The following is a 19,934-nucleotide window of genomic DNA, read 5'->3' on the forward strand; positions in this document are numbered from 1 at the left end:
GCAATCTATTTCGAAGACTTGCCAAGCAGAATATGCACAAGGTTTTATAAAAAATTATCATGGTTATTTCGTGATCTATATCACGCCTATTTTAGAAAAATTTTATCTTATAATGCCAAAGCATTTGTATACTAATTGTGCAGTGAAGAAGATGATGAGGAAACCTCACAAAAAGATAGCCCTATAATAACCATACCAATTGCTATCGATTCCATTCATAACATTGTCAGAAGGACACTTACAATGAAACGCGATGCCTTTGGAATTTGCCTTTCCCGAGATATGCTGTTTAACCATTTACAGTCAACCTTTACTCACGTTCGGGCTTATGAAGAAATAGCGACTGAGTCAAATGATGACCTGAGAGTGCTGCTCGCTTTCCCGCAGATGTCGGGTAAGGACGTACTGACCACGATGCAAGGCAGTACAAACGTGAGAGGTAGCAAAAAATTGGTTTGGCGGGCCGATTATCTCTGCCCTTCTTACCATAAGTATTAAATTTAAATATTGAATTTTGGTGATATGCGCTTCATGCTAGCGCATATCACTTGCTGTTGTTTCGACATTTCAACCCATCGCACTGTTGACTTCCGCAGCAAAAAACTAGAGCATTAACTCTAATTACTATTACTCGAGCTTAGCATGAAAGCGAAAACACTCAGCCTATTCGTCTTTACTCTGCTTGGTGCAGCCCCTTCTTTCGCCGCGCCGATTTCCTTTCAACAAGCATGGGATCTTTTGCAACAGAGCAATAATTCACTTGCCGCTGGGCGGGCAAATGTCGAACGCTATCAGCATATTGAAAATTCCACAGACAGTCTCAATTTGCCTGCTGTTTCTATTGGTGCAAACTACACGCGTTTAGACCAAGATGTTACTTTGTCAGGAAAGCAGATATTCGATAGCACTGGGCAATCTATCCCATCATCTTTAGGTTTAGGACCGATATTCGCCAGTGCTGGCTCCATCACATCAACCATCACCGAACGTGATATTTTCAGCTCTTCGATTCGCGCTATTTGGCCCATTTTTACAGGCGGACGGATCAGCGCCGCACAAGCCGCTGCGGAAGGTAAAAAAGAAGAAGCACAAAGCCAGCTCGCAATGGAAACACAAGCGCGCTATGAAGACTTGAGCAAATATTACTTTAGTGTTCTTTTGGCAAAAGAGGTTTTAGTGACTCGCCAAGCCGTTGAGCAAGGGTTAACCAAGCACCGTGATAATGCACTAAAGTTAGAGCAACAAGGACAAATTGCCCATGTGGAACGGCTACAAGCTGAAGCCTCATTAGATAAAGCAACGGTTGAACGCAAAAAAGCACAAAAAACCTTAGATATTGCCCAAAGCGCACTAACCCAAATTCTAGGTCAAACAGAAAAAGTCGAGCCAAGTGGTTCACTGTTTGTCAATGACCGTTTACCGCCACTCTCTGTTTTTGTGGAGCAAACGCTCAATACCTATCCGGGCTTGGCACTACTTGAAGCAAAAGAAAAGCAAGCAAGCAGCTTGATCAAAGCTGAACAAGGCAAATACTATCCAGAAGTCTACCTTTACGGTGATTACAGCCTACATGAAGACGATTCGCTGGCCAGCCAAATGAAACCGGATTGGTTAGTGGGTATTGGGGTCAACATTCCGTTAATTGAAACATCGGGTCGCAGCGATCAAGTCAAAGCAGCGCACAGCGCGGTCTCACAAGTACGTTACTTAAAGGCGCAAGCTAAGCAAGACTTGAGCGTGTTGGTGGAAAAAACCTATTTGGAAGCCGAACAAGCATTGGAAGAAGTGATGGGACTAAACTCAAGTCTCACACTGGCTAATGAAAACCTGAACCTACGCCAAAAGGCATTCAGTCAGGGTTTAGCAACGTCTTTAGATGTAGTGGATGCAGAGCTCTACCTTGCTAGTATAAAAACGCAACAGTCATTAGCCAGCTTCAACTACTTACTTTCTTTAAATAAGTTACTGGCATTGACCAGTGAAATGAATACTTTCCCTATCTACACACAATCAGCGATTTTGTTGCACTCATCAATGACTCACGAATCACCTGCTCAAAAGGATGCCTTATGAAAGCCGTAAAACCAACACTGATTGCTCTTGCTGCTGTGGTGGCGATCTCTTGGGTAGGCTATCGCTTTTACCAAGCATCTCAACCTAAACCTGTCCGCTTACAAGGTCAAATTGAATCTCAACAATACAGTATTTCCTCAAAAGTTCCCGGCCGTATTGATCAGGTACTGGTGCGCAAAGGCGATAGCGTTGAACGTGGCCAGCTCATTTTCACGCTGCACAGCCCTGAAATTGAAGCCAAATTAGATCAAGCGATTGCGGGTCAAAAAGCGGCGGGCGCACTGGCTAAAGAAGCAGAAACAGGCGCACGCGATCAGCAGATCCAAGCGGCAAAAGATCAATGGCTTAAAGCCAAAGCCGCAGCGGATTTAATGGAAAAAACCTATTTGCGTGTCAATAATCTTTACCGTGATGGTGTCGTCGCTGAACAAAAGCGTGATGAAGCGAATACCCAATGGCAGGCCGCTAAATATACTGAAAGCGCCGCTTTTCAGATGTATCAAATGACCAAAGAAGGCGCACGCTCTGAAACTAAACTCGCTGCCGCGGAAAAAGAACGTATGGCTGCTGGTGCCGTAGCGGAAGTTGAAGCTTATGCCGCGGATACTAAAATTGAGAGTTGGTTTGACGGTGAAGTGTCCCAAGTACTGCTGCAAAGCGGCGAACTGGCTCCACAGGGCTTCCCTGTCGTCACTGTCGTGGATACCCAAGACTCATGGGCGGTGCTCAACGTACGCGAAGATCAACTCAAGCATTTTACGAAAGGCACAACATTTACGGCTTACTTACCTGCTTTAGAAGCCAAAGTAGAATTTATCGTTTCCCACATTGCAGTGATGGGTGATTTCGCCACATGGCGATCAACAGACGCCTCACAAGGGTTTGATTTACGCACCTTTGAAATCGAAGCTCGCCCTACCACACCTGTCGAAGGTTTGCGTATGGGAATGAGTTTAGTGGTTGAGCTATAAGCCTTATGTCGATTCAGGTTCGCCCTCAATGGCCTCTGCTGCGCCATGATCCTTGGCTATTGTCTAGCCTAAGCTGGATACCAATAGTATTGGCATTCAGTATTTGGTGGATTTTCTCACAAGGGATAGTGCGCGATCTGCCGATTGGCGTGGTCGATTTGTCTCACAGCCAATTGTCACGTCAATTGATAAGAGATTTCGATGCAACCTCGACTATGGCAGTCACGCACCAGTTCCAAGATGTCAATCAAGCCAAAACTGCGTTAATTGAAAGTGACATTTATGCGTACGTTGTCATTCCGTATCAATTTGATAAATCAATATTTCGTGGTGAGCAGCCACAAGTATCGACCTTCTTCAATAGCCAATACATTTTGGTTGGACGATTGATCAACTCTGCTATTGTTCAAGCACAAAGTACGTTCAATGCCCAAGTGGATGTCGTAAAAAACCTAGCGACTAGCCAACAAACCACATTGAGTGCGATGGGGCGAGCCGTACCAATCAGGACACAGATTACGCCCCTGTTTAATCTCAATACAAACTATGCGCAATTTTTAGTCTCGGCGGTTGTACCCGCTCTTTGGCAAATCGTTGTCGTGGTCAGTACCATTATGATTTTGGCAGCAAACCATCGTCACTTTGGTTTGCAAATGTGGCTTGGAGAAAAGCCATTACGAATTTTAACGCTAACATTGATGCGTTATCTGCCGATTTTTATGCTGCAAGGGATTGGTTTTTTAATCTGGTTTTATCAAATATTAATGTGGCCAATGCACGGCAGTTTTGCTCTATTGATTATCGCACAACTTGCAATGACGCTCGCCTGTATGATCATGGGCGCACTCTTTTTCTTTCTAACACTCGATCCGGCAAGAGCGATGAGTTTTGCTGGCGCTTTTACCGCACCAAGTTTTGCGTTTATGGGCATTACGTTCCCAGTGACGGATATGAATACTCTAGCGCAGTGGTGGCGAAGCCTGCTGCCAGTGAGTCACTACATTGAAGTGCAAGTAAGCCAAGTAAGTTATAAAGCTGAATTGCTGTCATCACTTAAGTATTTAGTGCCAATGCTGGGCTATGCATTGCCGCTGCTGCTCACTTTGATTCTTATCCGTAAACACAAGCAAGCCGAGCGAATCAACCATGACTGAAACTACGCGATTCATTGCTCTACTGAAAGCAGAGCTAAAAGCGCTATTCACTAACCCTGTGGTGCTGTTGACTGTCTTTGGTGGCGTGGTTTTTTACTCCTTTTTATACCCTTTGCCTTATACGCAGCAAACTCCACGCGAGCAGACACTCTCGATAGTCAATCTCGATAAAAGCCAAGCCAGTTACCAACTAGAACGCATGGTTGACGCAACGCCACAAGTCAAAGTGATTCAACGAGACAGTACCATTGAAGATGCCAAGCAGGCGTTTCTTAACCGCAAAGTTAGCGGTATTTTAGTGATTCCTGAACATTTTTATAAAGACCTACTGCTTGGGAAAAGTCCAACACTGGCCTACGCTGGCGATGCCTCTTACTTTCTAGTGTACGGCACCATCGTTGAGGGCTTATCGCAAGCTGGTGGAACCTTAGCCGCGAAAAGTAAAGTGTCACGTTTAGTGATGGAAGGAGAACCGCTTTCTCTGGCCGCTCAGCACTATTCCGCCACAAGCATCAACCTAAAACCGACCTTTAACCCACGCATGGGTTATGTTGATTACGTTGTCCCAGCGGTGTTTGTTCTGATCTTACAACAAACCATGATCATGGCGGCAGGATTAATGGGCGGAACACAAAAGCACGGAAATGGCTATTGGAGTCATACCACACCACTACGATTAATATTGGTACGCAGCATTGTTCTTGTTGCTGTTTATTATCTACTCAGCATGTACTACTTTGGTGCCAGTTTTACCTCACATGGTATCAACACCCTCGCCAGTGCGGGGCATTTATTGCTACTTCTACTGCCTTTCTTACTGGCCTCTTGCCTATGCGGCATTTGGCTTGGTTCAGTTACACCGCGGCGAGAATTGGTGACGTTAGTGGTATTAATCAGCTCAATGCCACTGATTTTTTCAGCTGGTTTTATTTGGCCGTTAGAAGCAATTCCACGCCCTATCATTTGGATATCCAACCTCTTTCCAAGTACGCCTGCCATTCAGAGTTTTCTCAGTTTGAACCAAATGGGCGCATCATGGGATCAAATCAGCACTCAGTGGGGGATCTTGTGGGTGCAAGTGTTTGGTTGGGGAGCCCTTGCTTTTTACCAACTCCAGCGGAAGCGTTAATTAATCATTCCTGCCACTGCTGACGCATACGCTCAACAGTGGCATCATCGATACCATGAACATTCTGGTACTGTGCACGACAAACATTAATCACTAAGGTTGCATGGTAACGTTTAGCCAACTGCCGGTAAGCTCGCATCTCCCAATGTCGAACAAAAGTATTCGCCACAACAACGTCCTCACCTTGCGCTAAACAGCGCTCCACTTGCTGTTGACACCACCGATGAGCTTGCTCGATTTTATCTGGCTGATAACAATAGTTGCCTTTCTCATTGATAAAATACATATCCGCTTCAAAATGCTTTGCATGTAGCGTCCTTGCTAAGGTGCTTTTGCCTGAGCCGGGTAATCCCCTGATCAAAGTTAAGGTTAGCGCCATGTGTATCCAACAGGTAAGTAAACGGATATCCAATAGTAACCAATTTCACAGCAAGATTCATTTTGCTATCGACATCTGGTTTTGATTGAGTTAAGTTCGGCAGTATAGACGTCCAAAAATAGCTTAGGGAGAAAGCTGTGCCGATTAAGATCCCCGACCAACTGCCAGCCGGTGATGTACTGCGTCATGAGAACATTTTCGTGATGTCAGAAACACGTGCCGCCACACAGGGCATCCGTCCACTGAAAGTTTTGATTTTGAATTTAATGCCGAAGAAAATCGAAACCGAGACTCAGTTTTTGCGCCTGTTATCCAATACTCCGCTGCAAGTGGATATTGAATTACTGAGAATTGATGAGCGCCCAAGTAAAAATACCCCCACTGAGCATTTGGAGAACTTTTACCGTCAATTTGAGATGGTAAAAAATCGCAACTTCGACGGGCTCATCATCACCGGAGCACCTTTGGGGTTGGTCCAATTTGAAGATGTGATTTATTGGGAACACTTAAAAAGCGTGATGGAATGGGCTAAAAATCACGTCACTTCCACACTCTACGTTTGCTGGGCAGCGCAAGCGGGGCTAAAACTGCTCTACAATCTGCCCAAACGAACTCGCAAAGAAAAATTATCGGGCGTTTATCATCATGAAATCCACCATCCCTTTCATCCGATATTACGCGGCTTTGACGACACCTTTTTAGCGCCCCATTCTCGTTATGCTGATTTCTCACCAGAATACTTAGCCGAACATACGAATTTAGATATTCTCGCCACCTCTGATGTGGCGGGTGTGTACTTAGCCTCAACCAAAGATAAACGTAACGTGTTTGTCACAGGTCACCCTGAGTACGACGCACATACACTGCATGGTGAATATATTCGAGATTTAGGTGAAGGGATGGAACCCGCAATCCCAGTCAACTACTACCCCAATGATAATCCAGATAATAAACCAGTCGCCAGCTGGCGAAGCCACGGTCACTTGCTGTTTGCAAACTGGTTAAACTACTGTGTTTACCAACAAACACCTTACGACCTTGAACACTTTAGCGAAGATAAATTTACCAAAGACGATTAGTATTTCATGCCTGATCATCTCAGTAATGAGGTGTTCAGGTTTTCATCAAACATAGTGCATACTGACTCGCATTCTTCTCTGCTCTTTCCCCCTCGATCTTCTGATTTCCTTATCATGCGTCTAAGCGATTTAGGAGCTGCAGATAATGAAAAAAGTACTGATGATATTGATAATGTTCACGTTATCGGCCTGTGTCACCGTGAACGAAAAAGGTGAGCCTGAAGTAAAAGCGGATCCGGTTGAAATGGCCGAATCTCGCATTGCGCTCGGCCTAGGCTATTTAGAAAATGGCAACATGAGCAAAGCGCGTGAGAACCTAGAAAAAGCCACACAACATGCGCCAACTTACTATCGATCGCAACTTGCGATGGCTCACTACTACGAAACTGTCGGTGAAACAGAGGCCGCACGTAAAACCTATCAAACCGCGCTTCGCGCCCATCCCAAAAATGGCAATATTCTCAATAACTACGGCACATTTTTGTGCAAGCAGGGCGAATATCAAAAAGCCGATGAATATTTTAACCGCGCCATTGCTCAACCCTATTATTACCTTGTCCCTGCAAGCTATGAGAACGCAGCCTTTTGCGCGTTAAAATCTGGCGATAAAGAACAAGCGCACTACTATTTTGCAAAAACATTAGACCATGACCCTAATCGAGCTCGTTCATTGCTGCAATTAGCTAAATTGGAAATTGACGCTCAACAATACACGCAAGCTCGCATCCGCTTGATGCAATTTAATCAGCGCTACGGTAACCAAAAAACATCGCTTCAATTATTGGTAGAGTTAGAGAAAAAGGCAGGAAATAAAGCGTTAGAGAAAAAATATCAAGCGGCGCTCGATACCTTTTCCTAACATCGTATTACTAGGGCAAGGGTTATTTGATATTGGTGGGTCTACCGTCTTTGCCACCAGTACGGTCACGATAGTGGATACGGCGAAGACGTCTGACTTTCTGAGCGCGCTGAATTTTTTGATATTCGCGATAGATAATACGAATAAAAAACCCAAGCCCAATCATCGCAAGCAAGGCAAACAGATAAGCGAAGGGCTGGCAGATCCATCCGGGTTGGCAAGGTAAATAAAGGTCAAAGTCCATACCTTACTCCTTCTATTGCTATCTCAACTCACTGACCAATATAGTCAATCAACGAAGTCAGCCTAGCACTTTGCCGCTAACCATTGTTTGCGTTGACTGTCATTTTGGAAACTCCATGCGATGAATCGACTCACTTTTTGCCCTTGTTGCATTTCAACAACCTTCACCACTGCAGCACCCACTTTATCTAACTGTTTTTGCATCCAACGTACATTCTCTTTTTTAGAGATCAATGTGGTGAACCACAGCACTTGCTGAGCGTAGTGTTGACTTTCAAAGGCCATGTTTTTAATAAAGGCAGCTTCACCACCGGGGCACCATAACTCAGCTTTTTGTCCACCAAAGTTGAGCCTGACCGCCTTACTTCTGTTAGCGTCTTGCCCCGCAATTTCTTGACCTTTTTTGACTCGATTACGCTGTAAATTTTTCAACTTACGTTCGCTGCCTTGCTGCGCCTCTACTTGTGATGCATGAAAAGGCGGGTTGCACGTGGTGAGATCGTAACGCTCATTTTCTTGAATAATCTGCTTAAAAATGTGTTTTGCATCACTCTGCAAACGGCATTCAATACGCCCATTGAGTGAAGCGTTGTTATTAACCACCAGATTGGCGGATTTAATAGAGATAGGATCAATATCGCTACCAACATAGCGCCAGCCGTACTCTGCCACACCCACTATCGGATAAATACAGTTCGCTCCGACCCCAATATCAAGTGCGTGAACCTTCTCATGCTTGATTGCTGAACACTCATCTAGCAGCAGATCGGCCACGCGATGAATATAATCAGCTCGACCGGGGATCGACGGGCACAAATACCCAGCGGGAATATCCCAATGGGTCACATGATAATGATGTGCCAATAACGCTTTGTTGAGCATTTTCACCGCCATCGCATCGGAGAAATTGATGCTCGGTTCACCACTCGGGTTGCGAATAACAAAGGGCTTCAAAGCAGGCAGTGTATTAATCAGCGCGGGGAAATCGTATTGTCCTTGATGCTGATTACGAGGATGTAACCCCTGCTTTGCTTTTAACGCAGGTTTTTTATGGCTCGCTTCTGGTTGGCTTTTCTGCGACTTCGCTTTGGCTGACATTACTGCTCCTCTTTTAAATCGAGATACATCATAAATAATCGTGCATCAAACTCGAGCTGATGATAATTCGGTTCCATATGGCAACACAGTTGATAGAAGGCCTTGTTGTGCTCTTTTTCTTTGATGTGAGCCAGCTCATGTACCACTAGCATGCGCAGCAGCGGCTCCGGTGCTTCTTTAAACATGCTCGCTATGCGGATCTCATTTTTAGATTTGATTTTCCCACCATGCACTTTGGCAACATAACTGTGCAACCCTAGTGCGTTATTGATAATGTGGATTTTATTGTCGTACACCACTTTACTGATCGGCGCCGTTTTCTTCATGTATTGATTTTTGAGATCAATCGCGTAGTTAAACAACGCTTTTTCACTTTGAATCGAATGGCGCTGTGGGTAGCGTTGCTCAAACCAGCTAACGAATTTACCGGCCGTGATCAACTGTTCAACTTGTGAAACGAGATGAGGCGGATAGTTTTGTATGTAACGAAAAGATGGATGCATAGCCCAGCAACTGACTCATAAAAAAGGCGCTAAGTGTAACTGAATCAAGCCTGCGTTTCATCTTTCCAATCACAAGGAGCAAGGCTTCGTATCCGAGAGAGTTGAAACTCAGCGCCTCGGTGGGTAAACTTGCCGCCCTTTATGTTCGGTTAATGAGTGAATTGGATGAAACGTATTGTGCTCTACGTCAAAGATAAATGCCCGCACTGTAAAGATGCTCAGCGCTATCTTGACGCCAAACAGATCCCCTACCGCTTATGTAACGCAAAAATGCAACGCGGCCGGAAGGAACTGGATGCGATCGGCGCGCGCAGTGTACCGGCTTTAAAAATTGGTGATCGAATTATGATTGGCTGGAACCCAAACAACTTTGAAAAAATCTATCAAAGTTAATCGAACGATACACATCGCCCCTTTCACACATACTGTTTCACAAATTCAATAAAAGTACGGTCGGCATTAGACAAATAGCCCTCTTTGCGCCATGCGAGGGCTAAATCTAACCAGACTGGCGGTTCAAAAGGGATCGCTCGTACATCCGGTTCATGCTCCGTTACAAGCTCTAATAACGCAGTCACTGCGTACTCATGTTTGACAATACTTAAAATCATTGGCAAAAGATTGGTTTCAAAAGAGAAATGTGCGCTGAGCTTATGTTCTTTACACACTTTATCAATGAAGTCGCGGTGGAAATAACCGGGCTTAAACATTACCAATTCATGCTCAAAAAAGGTCTTAAAATCTATCGATTCTCGTTGTGCTAACTCATGTTCTTTCCCCACTACCGCCACCATTTGCGATGATAAGAGGGGATCAACCTCTAAATCCGGAGGAAGATCATGATTGAGGATCACGCCAATATCTAGCTCACCACTGAGCAACATTTTTCTAATCGACTGAGTTCCCGCTTCTATCACCGTCATTTTTAGCAAGGGAAAGTGACTTTTAAAAGCCATTACAATTTCTGGAAAGAAATAGGATCCCATCATGCTCGGCGCGCCGAGCCTCACTTCGCCTTTGACTAACCCTTTAAGCTCATCCATCGCCAATTGTGCATCTTCAAGTTGCTGCAAAATACGAGTGGCGTGTTCATATAACACTTGCCCTTCATGGGTCAGCGTCACTTTTCGCTCATCTCTTTTTAGCAAAACAACCCCTAATTGCTGCTCAAATTTTTTAATCGAAATACTGAGTGCTGGCTGCGCAATGTGCAGTTGCTGGGCTGCTAAAGTAAAGCTGCCGCACTGAACCACAGCCGAAAAATGTTTTAGATGGCGAGTATCCATAGCGTTATGGTTCCACAAAATCAAACGAAGCGAGATTCGTCCAACGAGGTTGGGATATATTTTATATATCACGACGATATTTTTAATATATTTTATTAATCACCAAGCCACTGCTACTGTGATCACAGATACATAACGTAAGTGAAGCGTAATCATGATCGAAATTGGCAGTAAAGAATACCGAAAAGTCACTTGGGGACTTGCGCTCGGCTCGTTCTTAGTCTTTTGTAATCTCTATCTTTTTCAGCCAATGTTGCCCTACCTTGCTACGCATTTTGCGGTTTCGGAAACCCAAATTAACTGGTTATTTGCCGCATCAACCCTCGCACTCTCCGTCAGTTTAGTCCCTTGGGCAATCAGCTCTGAATCCTTTGGCCGCCGCAAAGTGATGTTATTAGGGCTATTCATGATGCCATTAATCGGCAGCTTAATGTTGATCAGCCAACAGCTATGGGTGCTGGTTTTAACACGTGCACTAATGGGCGTCGCATTGGCCGCCTTTGCTTCGGTTGCCGTGGCTTACATGGCTGAGGAGCTTTCGCCTCAAGCATTTAGCCAAGCGATTGGCGGTTATATTGCTGCGAATTCATTAGGTGGTATTAGCGGCCGAATTTTAGGCGGTATATTGACCGATGCCTTTGGCTGGCAACAAGCCGTGATTGTGATTGCCATACTGACTTTCGTATGCGCCATCATTGTTCTGTGGTTACTGCCCATTCAACGCAATTTCACGCCGCAACGAGGCTTGTTCTTTCACCACAACCGTGCGCTAGTAAAACATCTTTCTAACCGCACACTGTGGCTTGCGATGCTGATTGGTGGTACTAACTTCGCGCTGTTTGTTAATCTCTACTCAGTGATGGGCTTTCGGCTTGTCGCCGAACCCTATTCGCTACCGATTGGCTTAGCCTCATTGATCTTCCTATGTTATTTGGCGGGAACACTCAGCTCGAAACTGACCGCCAACTGGACAAAACGCTACAATGCCATTTCGGGCATGATGTTGGGAGCCTTACTCAGTTTATCGGGGATGTGGCTAGCTTTGGTTGAATCGATCCCGTTTATGCTGATCGGTTTAATGTTGATCAGTTTCGGCGCCTTTTTTACTCATACGCTCGCCTATTCATGGGTGAGCCAAAAGGCCAGCAGCGCAAAAGCAACCGCGACCGCTCTGTATTTGGTTCATTACTATGTGGGTGGCAGCCTTGGCGGGTTTTTCTTACTCTATTGCTGGCAAAATGGCGGTTGGGCGGTGGTGGTTTCGGGTGGAATGGTGTTGTATGTGGCGATGTTTTTTCTCTGTTGGAAATTGCGCCATGATGACCGCGCCCTTGCGCACCGCAAACCGCTGCATGAATTGATCAAGTAGTGTTATCCACTCACTTTATCAAAAGACTCATGTTATGCTTGCGCCAAATTGACTATTTTAATAAGCACTATGAGCGTAACGATAAATAAAACCGCCATCACAACTGAAGTCGAACAGTGGCTTAACGATGTGGTGATTGGCTTAAATCTCTGCCCTTTCGCCGCAAAACCACAACGTAACCAACAGATCAAAATTTTCGTCAGTGAAGCCGATACTGAAGAACAATTGCTGCAAGACATTTTGCAACAATTGCTAGAGTTAGAAGGCAGCTCGGCACAGTCTCTTGAGACCACCTTAGTGGTGGTGCCAAACATGCTCGAAGATTTTTTTGAGTACAACTTTTTTATCGATTGGGTCGAAGCATTAATTACGCAACAAGATTGGCAAGGCATCTTCCAAGTCGCTACCTTTCACCCTCACTACTGTTTTGGCGGCACACGCCCCGAAGATGACGAAAACCTAACTAACCGTTCGCCGTACCCGATTTTCCATCTTATTCGCGAAGAGAGCATGGAAAAAGTACTCAAGTACTACCCTAACCCAGAAGCGATTCCCGATACCAATATCGCTCGTGTTAGTGCTCTAAGTGACCAAGAACGCCGCCAACTGTTTCCTTATTTGTTTCTCAATAAGTAACCCTGTTCTTTGACCAAACTGATGGCATGGGTCGCAGCTTTGCCATCAGTTTGTTACTATCCATTTTCTTACTATCAGTTTGTTACTACGCGTCACAATCCCTGTTAACCAAACCAATGGACCGAGATAATGCATTTATCCAAGCTTACTCAAGAGATTTACGATCATCTTTACCGCGATATTACCGAGTTTCGTAGCACCTTTGATCTCCCCGTTGCTGATGCCAGCAGCTTAAACGATAAAGCTGACACGTTGCATACTTCGCTCGCGATTGAAGAGTTGACTGAACTTGCTGAAGCTGACAATAAAACGGAACAAGCGGATGCGATCATCGATACTGTGTACGTTTTGATGGGTCGTTTAGTCCACCTTGGGCATAGCCAAGTGAGTGACAACTTAGCGATCAGCTATTTGATTGATCTTCTGCTCAATGTTGCCGTGAATCGTGGCATCGAATTTATTCCATGCTGGGATGAAGTGCACAGCTCGAACATGAGTAAAGTGTGTCGCAATGAAAAAGAGTATGCCGATACCCAAGCCTACTATGCTGAACAAGGTATTGAGCTGATGGCCGTACAAAAAGGCGACTACATTATTGCTAAATGCGCACAAGATTTTGTCTCTGAAGGCAAAACGATTCGCCAAGGTAAAGTACTCAAATCAGTCTATTACCGTCCTGCTGACCTTGCTTCATTGACGCAATAACCTTGCAAAGACTCAGATAAAAAAAACCACCTTGTGGGAGCAAGGTGGTTAAGAGACTTATAAAAAGCCTAACAAGAACGAGAATGTATCGATTCTATTAATGCGATTGGCGTGCCAACTTTCACATAAAACCTAACTATTTGTTTTTAATAGACTTACTATTTTTATCATTCTATCTTCAGCACATTGATGCGCTAAAAGTGTGCTGACTGCACGACAGTTGTGCTTTTAATCAAAGATAAGGTAAGGCTTTCCTTCAACAACAACCTGCTTCACCTGAGTCTGAAACGCTGCACTTAACGCTTGGCTCTCTAATACTTGTTCAACCGAGCCGGAACTTTGCAATACGCCATCTTGCAGTAACAGAGCGCGATCGGCATGGCGCAATGTTCGATTGAGATCGTGATTGGCCATTACTACCGCTATCCCTTGCTGTGCAACCTCTTCAATCAAACGATAAAGCAACCCTTCTTGAGCAATATCAAGAGGCGCCGCAGGTTCATCTAATATCAATAACTGCGCGTAAGGGTTTAAGGTTGGCCAAATTTGCAAGCAAATACCGGCCAAGCGGACACGTTGCCATTCGCCGCCTGACAGTTGGTGAATGGATCGATGCAATTTGTCTTGAATATTCAATCGTTGAGTGAGATGAACCACGGCTTGATTAACAGCCTGAGAATGTAAATCGGCGCAACTGGGGATCGCTAAGGCAAGATATTGATAAACATCAACATTAAAAACAGGCTTGTCGTTTTGCGACAGATAAGCTCGGTGCAGTGACAGCGCCTCTAACGATGCGCTTGAAAGCTGAAGATCACCAATGTAGACCTCACCTTGGCTCTCTGTCACGCCAGCTAACGCCGACAGTAAAGTGCTTTTTCCGCTGCCATTAGGCCCAATCACATGCAGCACCTCTCCCGCTTGGCAGGTAAAAGAGAGTGGTAATAAGCGTGATGAAACCTGCAGGCTATTAACGTGAATCATGGTTTTTCAACAACATCCAAATAAAAATCGGCGCACCAATGGTGGTAGTGACGACACCAAGTGGAAGCTCAGCAGCATTAAGCGCCGTTCTGGCAACGGTATCCGCGCAGACCAGTAAAAGTGCGCCGAACAGAGCCGACATAGGTAAAAGATAGCGGTTTTCAGAACCAAACGCCAAGCGCAATAAATGCGGAACAACCAACCCAACAAAACTGATCACACCGCCCAATGCCACCGCAACTCCTACCAGCAGCGACACGGAAAAAATCAATTTCCAACGTAGTCGATGCACATCCACACCTAACTGCTTTGCATGAGTTTCGCCCAACATCAGTTTGTCTAACGTTTTTCCTTGCAGAGCAAGCCAGATGATCACCGGAAGCGCAGCTAATGAAAGCGTATGTTGATACCAGCTTGCACCACCAATACTGCCCATCAACCAGTAAACCAGTTGCCTTAAACTGAGATCATTACTGAAATAAAACGCCCATGTCACCACAGCACCAGATAAAATACCCAGCGCCACACCGACCAACAATAAGCGGGTTGTACTTAAACGCATCGCTTTAGCCATGCTGACCAGTAAAAGAGTAAACACCATCGCACCGACTACGGCACAAAGCATGAAAATTTCAGGGGAGGCCAAGGCAGGGAAGAAAAACAGCACCACTACCATCGCCACACTGGCGCCACCAGAAATACCAAGCACGCCCGGCTCGGCCAAAACATTCCCTAATAGCACTTGCAGCGCCGCGCCTGATACGGCTAGTGAAGCACCAATGATGACGGCAGAGAGCAGACGAGGAGCACGAAGTTCAGTCACTAACTGCCATTCCAGTGGTGACCAAGTGTGAAATGGGCTGATAAAGAGTTCACCCACCATCAAATAAAACGCACTCATCGTAATCAACAATGCCAGCATAGCGTAGAGGGCGTAATGCCAGCGACGCTGTTTTTTTAAGAGTAACTGATTGAACGTCATGCGCTTATATGTAAGTAAGAGAAACAATAATGGCCTAACCTTACCGTTAAGCCATTTAAATAGAAAGTGATATACCAAAGCAATCGCCTGTTAACCTTGTCAACAGGTCAAAAGATTAACAAGCCAAAAGTACCATCGGTTAATCGTATACCAATTGATCGTCTTCATAGCGTGTCGCCACTTTGCACACCATTAACGCGGCGCGCTGGCCTAATGCCACTTTTCGGTTAGGAAATACGATCGCTTCATCTTCATTTTTCGCCATGAGTGGCTTTTCACCATCATGACCAAATACCTCACCATGTTTAAACGCGGTGAAGTTTTCGACGTTATCATCAAACATGAAATCAAAATCGTCATGCAAACGGACGATGGTACGGCTGACACGATAAATGGTTGGCTTTCTTGGCAAGTGTTCAGGTGTCGCATTGGCTACCAAATCGCGCATGGCTAAGTCAAACGCGACTAATCGCTCTAGGTTGTTTTGACCAAGAGGTGCGACTTGCCCCAGCTCAAGCGTTAAAGCTTGCGCGGCAAAATTCTCTGCACTGTACCAACTGAAGGTACTCGAGGGTGAATTTGAAAGCAGCACCGCTTCGATATGCGCACTTTCAATCAATTCCATCAGTGCGCGGCTGCGGACAGGATGGCGAGATTTGGGGCTGACGGCAAACGAATAATGTTTGGAGTGACGAATCGCACAGTGTAAATCAAGATGCCACCGGTTTTGCTCAGCAGTGTGTTCGAAAAAGTCTTTCACTGTCTGTTTTAGATGCTGTGCAATCTCTCTTTCTAGGGAGGTATTGCCCTTTTTATCATCAAATAAACGGTTCAAATTTTCTTGCACGAAACGGGTATGTTGATTCGTCGCCTGAGGATGAGCCACAATAAATAAGCAGCGGTGTTGGACCGCTTGAAAACCTGACTGAATATCATCCACCAGCTTATTTACTAATTCCAGTGGCGCAGTTTCGTCACCATGAATACCGCAAGAAATAATGATGTGCTTACTCTCATCGTTGAGATGAGCGGGGATCACTTCGAGCACTCCACGCGAGAGCACTTTAAGCGTAATACCAGCTGCCGTTTTGATTTCGCCAGTGACCATTTCTTGGTCTAAATCCAAACTATCAAATAGGAAAGATTGGCGGAAAAGGGACTTCGTCATGCGTTACTCCTTTATTGCACAGCGGTATGTTAATGAATTGTAGAAGCAATTTATGTTGAGGCGATCCCACTTATCAACGATCGTCTCAATACCTTATACAAAATACGCTTAACCAGGGGCCGGCGTTAATTGCCGGGAATTCTATCATTAAATCTGATAGTTACTCCATACTCTACTGCATGCTCACCCGGTGCTAAATTTGAATTCCGATGCTCTTCACACTCACATTCTCAGCGTTATCTTTTCCTATTTGGATATGAGTTAATGATTGATAGTCGATATTCAACACACTATACCAATGGCGGTTTTGCCAGTCAGTGCCTAGAACATTGGCAAGTATCATTCTGATTGTTCCACCATGAGCGATGATTAAAGTGTCTTGCTTAATCCCTTTAATCTGAGCCTCCCAAGCACGAGTTACACGCTGATGAAAATCGGCCAAGTTTTCTGCATTCGGTAGTTGATGTTGGGCCGGATTGGTCCACAAAGTTTCCACTACTGGCCACATCGATTGCAGTTCATCAAAGGCCACGCCATCGACGTCACCAAAATCCATCTCTTGGAAATCAGGCTCAATTTGGTAATCCAATTTCGGCTGCTGTAAAACCAGTTGCTGCGCTAAATCACGGCAACGGCGTAGCGGCGAAGTAATGATGTTTGAGAAGGAGTAAGGGGATCTCAGCAAAGTGTGAGCGATCTGCTCTTGCCGATGCGCTTCAACGAGCACATCTGTTTTACCATTGAGCGCAGGCCGACCGACGGTTTTACCGTGGCGCATTAAATAGAGATTGATCATTGTGAGCCTTTTAAAGCGATGTCTTTTAAAACAATCGGTAAGCCCGCCGCAATAAAGCTCACTCGGGTTGCTAACTTGGCTAGCGCTTGGTTAAGCCAGCCCGCGTTATCGACAAATAAGCGCGAAACCTCCCCCATCGGGATCACGCCAAGGCCCACTTCGTTAGCGACGATAACCAAAGTGGCGGGCGTTTGCTCAACGGCAAAACAGAGTTGTTCGACTCGCTTTTTTATCTCCGCTTCGTGAGCTTGCTGGCCATGGTTGTAGATAACGTTATTCAGCCACAGCGTTAAGCAGTCCACCAATACCACATCATGTGCTGAAAAAGTGGCAATTAACTCAGGTAGTTGTTCAGGACATTCGTGCTCTTGCCATTCCGACGTTCTTTGCTGCTGATGGTGAGCAATCCTTGCCTGCATTTCATCATCAAACGCAATTGCGGTGGCAACATACTTAAGCTGAGCCTGCGGCAGCCGCATTAGCAGGGCTTGGTGTTCTTGCTTTGCGGCCTGTTCAGCGAAACAAGATTTACCGCTACGCGCGCCACCCAAAATCAAATGCACCATTATTCAATCATTCCCATGCTCAAATAACCCAACCCAGCGAATACAATAAGCAGCAGATAGATCAGCAGTTCCATAATCTGTTGTGCAGCGCCAAGGCAATCACCCGTGAAGCCACCAATACGCGCCATCAACCAAGCTTTGAAGAAAATACGAAAAACTACAGCAACCAATACCAAACTTAAGCTTACCTGCCAACCAAACCATAACGCAGGCGCTAAGCCGCACAGCAGTAGAAAAATGAGCTCTGGAAGGGTTTGTTTATTGGCTAGCGGCTTACTTTTGCTGCTATCGAGATCGCTTACATACGGCATGTCGAAAATCAACGATGCCGCTATCGCACGGCTAAAACTGTAGCCTAGTACCCACACCATTAATACGTTGCCATAACCAAGTAGCGCCTCTAAAAAGAGAAACTTACACAGTAGCGCCATCACTAAACTGGCCGCACCATAAGTGCCAATGCGGCTATCTTTCATGATGCTTAAACGGCGCTCAGCCGTCATTCCTCCGCCAATGCCGTCCGCCATGTCAGTTAAGCCATCTTCATGAAACGCCCCTGTTAATAGCAAACTGGCCACCATCGTCAGTGCGATGCTTACCTCGTTTGGTAAAATCAGGATCAGCACACTGTAGATGGCACCGCAGATCGCGCCGAGTAATAGACCAACCAAGGAAAAATAGCGCCCAGATCGGTTCATTCGTTCACTGCAATAGGGCGTATTGTTAGGAATAGGAAGGCGCGAGAAAAAACTCAACGCCAACCAGAACAGCTCTAATTGATAAGCGAAAACGCGCAGCATTACACTGTCACTCCTGCGTCGGCAAAACTGGCCATGGTGCTGTAAAACTCGGCGGCCGCTTTGACCAAAGGTACGGCTAATACAGCACCCGTTCCCTCACCCAACCTCAACCCTAAATTAAGCAGTGGTGTCGCGTTTAACAGTTCCAGTACGCGTTGGTGGCCCGATTCATGGGACTGATGAGCAAAAATCATCAACTCGCGGCAATCTGGTTCAATAAGTGTGGCCACATACGCGGCTACCGTGACGATAAATCCATCCACCAGAATCGGCGTTTGCTGCTGGTAAGCGCCTAAAAATGCTCCGACCATTTGCACAATTTCAAAGCCGCCTACTTCCGCAAGTACCGTTTCTGGATCCAAACCACGGCAGCGTGTTACGCCTTGCTTCACCAGCTCTACTTTTTTCTGATATTGCTGTGTTGAAATGCCGGTGCCGTAACCAACACACTGCTCAACAGAATGTTTAGAAAGCGCCGCTAATATCGCAGAAGCGCTACTGGTATTACCAATGCCCATTTCACCAAACATCACTATATTGGACCCCGCACGGATCACCTGCTGCACGGCATGATTGCCTAGCAGTAGCCCTTGCTTCACTTGCTCTACAGACATCGCCGCTTGGCGAGCAAAGTTCTCCGTTCGGCTACCTAAGCGCTGCACAAGAAAGTGCGGATTGTCACTTTCTACAGGGAGTAAAATCCCGCAATCTATCACTTTCATCTCGACTTGATTGCTGCGACAAAAACAGTTAATGGCCGCACCACCCGCCAGAAAATTAAGCACCATTTGCTGAGTCACCGCGCTTGGCGCAATGCTAATGCCTTCATCTGCAATACCGTGATCGCCAGCAAAGACGAGTACTGTAGGCTTATGAATGGTGATCTGCTGAGTGGGCTGAGGCTGATTTTGACTTTGGATTAAGGCGAGCTGGTGTGCTAATGACTCAAGTTGGCCCAGCGCTCCCAACGGTTTGGTTTTTTGATCGATTCTTTGCTGTATCGCTTGGCTATGATCTTGTTTTAACATTGCTTCTGGGCTCTTCCATGAAAAGAGAAGAGTGTACTCGTATTCGCTAGTATCGGCTAGGTTTTGCCTATTTGAGCCTAAAAAAACACCCCCTGTTTTCTACAAAATCAGGAGGCGTTTTTAGGT

Annotated in this window: 23 protein-coding genes; 11 read left to right on the top strand and 12 right to left on the bottom strand. The window is 45.6% G+C overall.

What is annotated here, in order from left to right; all coding sequences use genetic code 11:
• The first annotated feature begins 243 nt into the window (after positions 1–243).
• The 5 genes from AACV32_RS14665 to AACV32_RS14685 all read left to right on the top strand — a co-directional run bounded on the left by AACV32_RS14665 (position 244) and on the right by AACV32_RS14685 (position 5,327).
• Positions 244–498, top strand: a complete 255-nt coding sequence (locus AACV32_RS14665) for a hypothetical protein (protein WP_013856662.1) — start codon at positions 244–246, stop codon at positions 496–498.
• Positions 499–642: 144 nt separating this feature from the next.
• On the top strand, positions 643–2,073 hold the full coding sequence (locus tag AACV32_RS14670) for a TolC family protein (RefSeq protein WP_170895352.1): 1,431 nt from the start codon (positions 643–645) through the stop codon (positions 2,071–2,073).
• Complete coding sequence (locus tag AACV32_RS14675) at positions 2,070–3,044, top strand: HlyD family secretion protein (protein WP_017042989.1); 975 nt, start codon at positions 2,070–2,072, stop codon at positions 3,042–3,044. Before AACV32_RS14670 ends, AACV32_RS14675 begins: the two co-directional genes overlap by 4 nt.
• A 5-nt stretch (positions 3,045–3,049) precedes the next feature.
• Positions 3,050–4,198 carry an ABC transporter permease gene (locus AACV32_RS14680; RefSeq protein ID WP_170895353.1) on the top strand — a complete coding sequence of 383 codons (1,149 nt, stop codon included), beginning with the start codon at positions 3,050–3,052 and terminating at the stop codon, positions 4,196–4,198.
• Positions 4,191–5,327, top strand: a complete 1,137-nt coding sequence (locus AACV32_RS14685) for an ABC transporter permease (protein ID WP_129532555.1) — start codon at positions 4,191–4,193, stop codon at positions 5,325–5,327. The genes AACV32_RS14680 and AACV32_RS14685 overlap by 8 nt, the downstream gene beginning before the upstream one ends.
• Positions 5,328–5,331: 4 nt before the next feature.
• On the opposite strand, the gene AACV32_RS14690 is transcribed toward AACV32_RS14685, so the two are convergent.
• Positions 5,332–5,706, bottom strand: coding sequence for an ATP-binding protein (locus tag AACV32_RS14690; protein WP_164996775.1), 375 nt, complete (start codon positions 5,704–5,706; stop codon positions 5,332–5,334).
• Between the two features lie 137 nt (positions 5,707–5,843).
• Between AACV32_RS14690 and metA the strand changes: the two genes are divergently transcribed.
• Both metA and pilW read left to right on the top strand, forming a co-directional pair.
• On the top strand, positions 5,844–6,785 hold the full coding sequence (gene metA, locus AACV32_RS14695) for a homoserine O-acetyltransferase MetA (protein WP_013856656.1): 942 nt from the start codon (positions 5,844–5,846) through the stop codon (positions 6,783–6,785).
• A 145-nt stretch (positions 6,786–6,930) separates the two neighbouring features.
• Positions 6,931–7,644 (top strand): type IV pilus biogenesis/stability protein PilW, encoded by a 714-nt coding sequence (gene pilW, locus AACV32_RS14700; protein ID WP_017049141.1) that lies wholly within the window; start codon positions 6,931–6,933, stop codon positions 7,642–7,644.
• A gap of 22 nt (positions 7,645–7,666) precedes the next feature.
• On the opposite strand, the gene AACV32_RS14705 is transcribed toward pilW, so the two are convergent.
• The 3 genes from AACV32_RS14705 to AACV32_RS14715 all read right to left on the bottom strand — a co-directional run bounded on the left by AACV32_RS14705 (position 7,667) and on the right by AACV32_RS14715 (position 9,488).
• Positions 7,667–7,888, bottom strand: a complete 222-nt coding sequence (locus tag AACV32_RS14705; RefSeq protein ID WP_017049140.1) for a hypothetical protein — start codon at positions 7,886–7,888, stop codon at positions 7,667–7,669.
• A gap of 62 nt (positions 7,889–7,950) precedes the next feature.
• A complete protein-coding gene (rlmF, locus tag AACV32_RS14710) occupies positions 7,951–8,985 on the bottom strand; it encodes a 23S rRNA (adenine(1618)-N(6))-methyltransferase RlmF (protein WP_170895354.1) in 1,035 nt (344 codons plus the stop codon).
• A complete protein-coding gene (locus AACV32_RS14715; protein ID WP_010318598.1) occupies positions 8,985–9,488 on the bottom strand; it encodes a M48 metallopeptidase family protein in 504 nt (167 codons plus the stop codon). Before AACV32_RS14715 ends, rlmF begins: the two co-directional genes overlap by 1 nt.
• A 165-nt stretch (positions 9,489–9,653) precedes the next feature.
• Here AACV32_RS14715 and AACV32_RS14720 point away from each other — a divergent pair, with 165 nt between their 5' ends.
• Positions 9,654–9,881 carry a glutaredoxin family protein gene (locus AACV32_RS14720; protein ID WP_010318599.1) on the top strand — a complete coding sequence of 76 codons (228 nt, stop codon included), beginning with the start codon at positions 9,654–9,656 and terminating at the stop codon, positions 9,879–9,881.
• Between the two features lie 23 nt (positions 9,882–9,904).
• On the opposite strand, the gene AACV32_RS14725 is transcribed toward AACV32_RS14720, so the two are convergent.
• Entirely contained in the window at positions 9,905–10,774 is an 870-nt protein-coding gene (locus AACV32_RS14725) for a LysR family transcriptional regulator (RefSeq protein ID WP_026027359.1), read from the bottom strand.
• 154 nt (positions 10,775–10,928) lie between these two features.
• Between AACV32_RS14725 and AACV32_RS14730 the strand changes: the two genes are divergently transcribed.
• From AACV32_RS14730 to AACV32_RS14740, 3 genes are all read left to right on the top strand, one after another.
• Positions 10,929–12,143 carry an MFS transporter gene (locus AACV32_RS14730; RefSeq protein ID WP_013856650.1) on the top strand — a complete coding sequence of 405 codons (1,215 nt, stop codon included), beginning with the start codon at positions 10,929–10,931 and terminating at the stop codon, positions 12,141–12,143.
• Between the two features lie 69 nt (positions 12,144–12,212).
• Positions 12,213–12,779: a DUF1415 domain-containing protein gene (locus AACV32_RS14735; RefSeq protein ID WP_026028400.1), complete on the top strand. Its 567-nt coding sequence runs from the start codon at positions 12,213–12,215 to the stop codon at positions 12,777–12,779.
• 129 nt (positions 12,780–12,908) lie between these two features.
• The gene (locus AACV32_RS14740) at positions 12,909–13,484 is read left to right on the top strand and encodes a nucleoside triphosphate pyrophosphohydrolase family protein (RefSeq protein ID WP_010318603.1); all 576 of its coding nucleotides are present in this window, start codon (positions 12,909–12,911) and stop codon (positions 13,482–13,484) included.
• A gap of 228 nt (positions 13,485–13,712) precedes the next feature.
• On the opposite strand, the gene btuD is transcribed toward AACV32_RS14740, so the two are convergent.
• The 7 genes from btuD to cobT form a co-directional block, all read right to left on the bottom strand.
• Positions 13,713–14,468, bottom strand: a complete 756-nt coding sequence (gene btuD / locus AACV32_RS14745; RefSeq protein WP_017044830.1) for a vitamin B12 ABC transporter ATP-binding protein BtuD — start codon at positions 14,466–14,468, stop codon at positions 13,713–13,715.
• On the bottom strand, positions 14,455–15,450 hold the full coding sequence (gene btuC, locus AACV32_RS14750) for a vitamin B12 ABC transporter permease BtuC (RefSeq protein WP_170895369.1): 996 nt from the start codon (positions 15,448–15,450) through the stop codon (positions 14,455–14,457). Before btuC ends, btuD begins: the two co-directional genes overlap by 14 nt.
• 139 nt (positions 15,451–15,589) lie before the next feature.
• A complete protein-coding gene (locus tag AACV32_RS14755) occupies positions 15,590–16,618 on the bottom strand; it encodes a succinylglutamate desuccinylase (protein ID WP_017044832.1) in 1,029 nt (342 codons plus the stop codon).
• A 193-nt stretch (positions 16,619–16,811) separates the two neighbouring features.
• Positions 16,812–17,414 (bottom strand): histidine phosphatase family protein, encoded by a 603-nt coding sequence (locus AACV32_RS14760; RefSeq protein ID WP_013856645.1) that lies wholly within the window; start codon positions 17,412–17,414, stop codon positions 16,812–16,814.
• Entirely contained in the window at positions 17,411–17,980 is a 570-nt protein-coding gene (gene cobU, locus AACV32_RS14765) for a bifunctional adenosylcobinamide kinase/adenosylcobinamide-phosphate guanylyltransferase (RefSeq protein WP_017049138.1), read from the bottom strand. The genes AACV32_RS14760 and cobU overlap by 4 nt, the downstream gene beginning before the upstream one ends.
• Positions 17,980–18,780, bottom strand: coding sequence for an adenosylcobinamide-GDP ribazoletransferase (locus tag AACV32_RS14770; RefSeq protein ID WP_017048661.1), 801 nt, complete (start codon positions 18,778–18,780; stop codon positions 17,980–17,982). Before AACV32_RS14770 ends, cobU begins: the two co-directional genes overlap by 1 nt.
• The gene (cobT, locus tag AACV32_RS14775) at positions 18,780–19,808 is read right to left on the bottom strand and encodes a nicotinate-nucleotide--dimethylbenzimidazole phosphoribosyltransferase (RefSeq protein ID WP_170895355.1); all 1,029 of its coding nucleotides are present in this window, start codon (positions 19,806–19,808) and stop codon (positions 18,780–18,782) included. Before cobT ends, AACV32_RS14770 begins: the two co-directional genes overlap by 1 nt.
• Positions 19,809–19,934 lie beyond the last annotated feature (126 nt).

Source organism: Vibrio sp. B7 (assembly GCF_963888765.1).
GTDB lineage: Bacteria > Pseudomonadota > Gammaproteobacteria > Enterobacterales > Vibrionaceae > Vibrio > Vibrio anguillarum.

Bases quoted from the DNA above. Each gene is read 5' to 3' on its own strand.
- AACV32_RS14720 (WP_010318599.1), top strand. From the start codon at position 9,654: ATGAAACGTATTGTGCTCTACGTCAAAGATAAATGCCCGCACTGTAAA.
- cobT (WP_170895355.1), bottom strand. From the start codon at position 19,808: ATGTTAAAACAAGATCATAGCCAAGCGATACAGCAAAGAATCGATCAA.
- AACV32_RS14680 (WP_170895353.1), top strand. From the start codon at position 3,050: ATGTCGATTCAGGTTCGCCCTCAATGGCCTCTGCTGCGCCATGATCCT.
- rlmF (WP_170895354.1), bottom strand. From the start codon at position 8,985: ATGTCAGCCAAAGCGAAGTCGCAGAAAAGCCAACCAGAAGCGAGCCAT.
- AACV32_RS14730 (WP_013856650.1), top strand. From the start codon at position 10,929: ATGATCGAAATTGGCAGTAAAGAATACCGAAAAGTCACTTGGGGACTT.
- pilW (WP_017049141.1), top strand. From the start codon at position 6,931: ATGAAAAAAGTACTGATGATATTGATAATGTTCACGTTATCGGCCTGT.
- AACV32_RS14740 (WP_010318603.1), top strand. From the start codon at position 12,909: ATGCATTTATCCAAGCTTACTCAAGAGATTTACGATCATCTTTACCGC.
- AACV32_RS14715 (WP_010318598.1), bottom strand. From the start codon at position 9,488: ATGCATCCATCTTTTCGTTACATACAAAACTATCCGCCTCATCTCGTT.
- AACV32_RS14670 (WP_170895352.1), top strand. From the start codon at position 643: ATGAAAGCGAAAACACTCAGCCTATTCGTCTTTACTCTGCTTGGTGCA.
- AACV32_RS14735 (WP_026028400.1), top strand. From the start codon at position 12,213: ATGAGCGTAACGATAAATAAAACCGCCATCACAACTGAAGTCGAACAG.
- AACV32_RS14665 (WP_013856662.1), top strand. From the start codon at position 244: ATGAAACGCGATGCCTTTGGAATTTGCCTTTCCCGAGATATGCTGTTT.
- AACV32_RS14770 (WP_017048661.1), bottom strand. From the start codon at position 18,780: ATGCTGCGCGTTTTCGCTTATCAATTAGAGCTGTTCTGGTTGGCGTTG.
- AACV32_RS14725 (WP_026027359.1), bottom strand. From the start codon at position 10,774: ATGGATACTCGCCATCTAAAACATTTTTCGGCTGTGGTTCAGTGCGGC.
- AACV32_RS14685 (WP_129532555.1), top strand. From the start codon at position 4,191: ATGACTGAAACTACGCGATTCATTGCTCTACTGAAAGCAGAGCTAAAA.
- btuD (WP_017044830.1), bottom strand. From the start codon at position 14,468: ATGATTCACGTTAATAGCCTGCAGGTTTCATCACGCTTATTACCACTC.
- AACV32_RS14760 (WP_013856645.1), bottom strand. From the start codon at position 17,414: ATGATCAATCTCTATTTAATGCGCCACGGTAAAACCGTCGGTCGGCCT.
- cobU (WP_017049138.1), bottom strand. From the start codon at position 17,980: ATGGTGCATTTGATTTTGGGTGGCGCGCGTAGCGGTAAATCTTGTTTC.
- btuC (WP_170895369.1), bottom strand. From the start codon at position 15,450: ATGACGTTCAATCAGTTACTCTTAAAAAAACAGCGTCGCTGGCATTAC.
- AACV32_RS14705 (WP_017049140.1), bottom strand. From the start codon at position 7,888: ATGGACTTTGACCTTTATTTACCTTGCCAACCCGGATGGATCTGCCAG.
- AACV32_RS14675 (WP_017042989.1), top strand. From the start codon at position 2,070: ATGAAAGCCGTAAAACCAACACTGATTGCTCTTGCTGCTGTGGTGGCG.
- AACV32_RS14690 (WP_164996775.1), bottom strand. From the start codon at position 5,706: ATGGCGCTAACCTTAACTTTGATCAGGGGATTACCCGGCTCAGGCAAA.
- AACV32_RS14755 (WP_017044832.1), bottom strand. From the start codon at position 16,618: ATGACGAAGTCCCTTTTCCGCCAATCTTTCCTATTTGATAGTTTGGAT.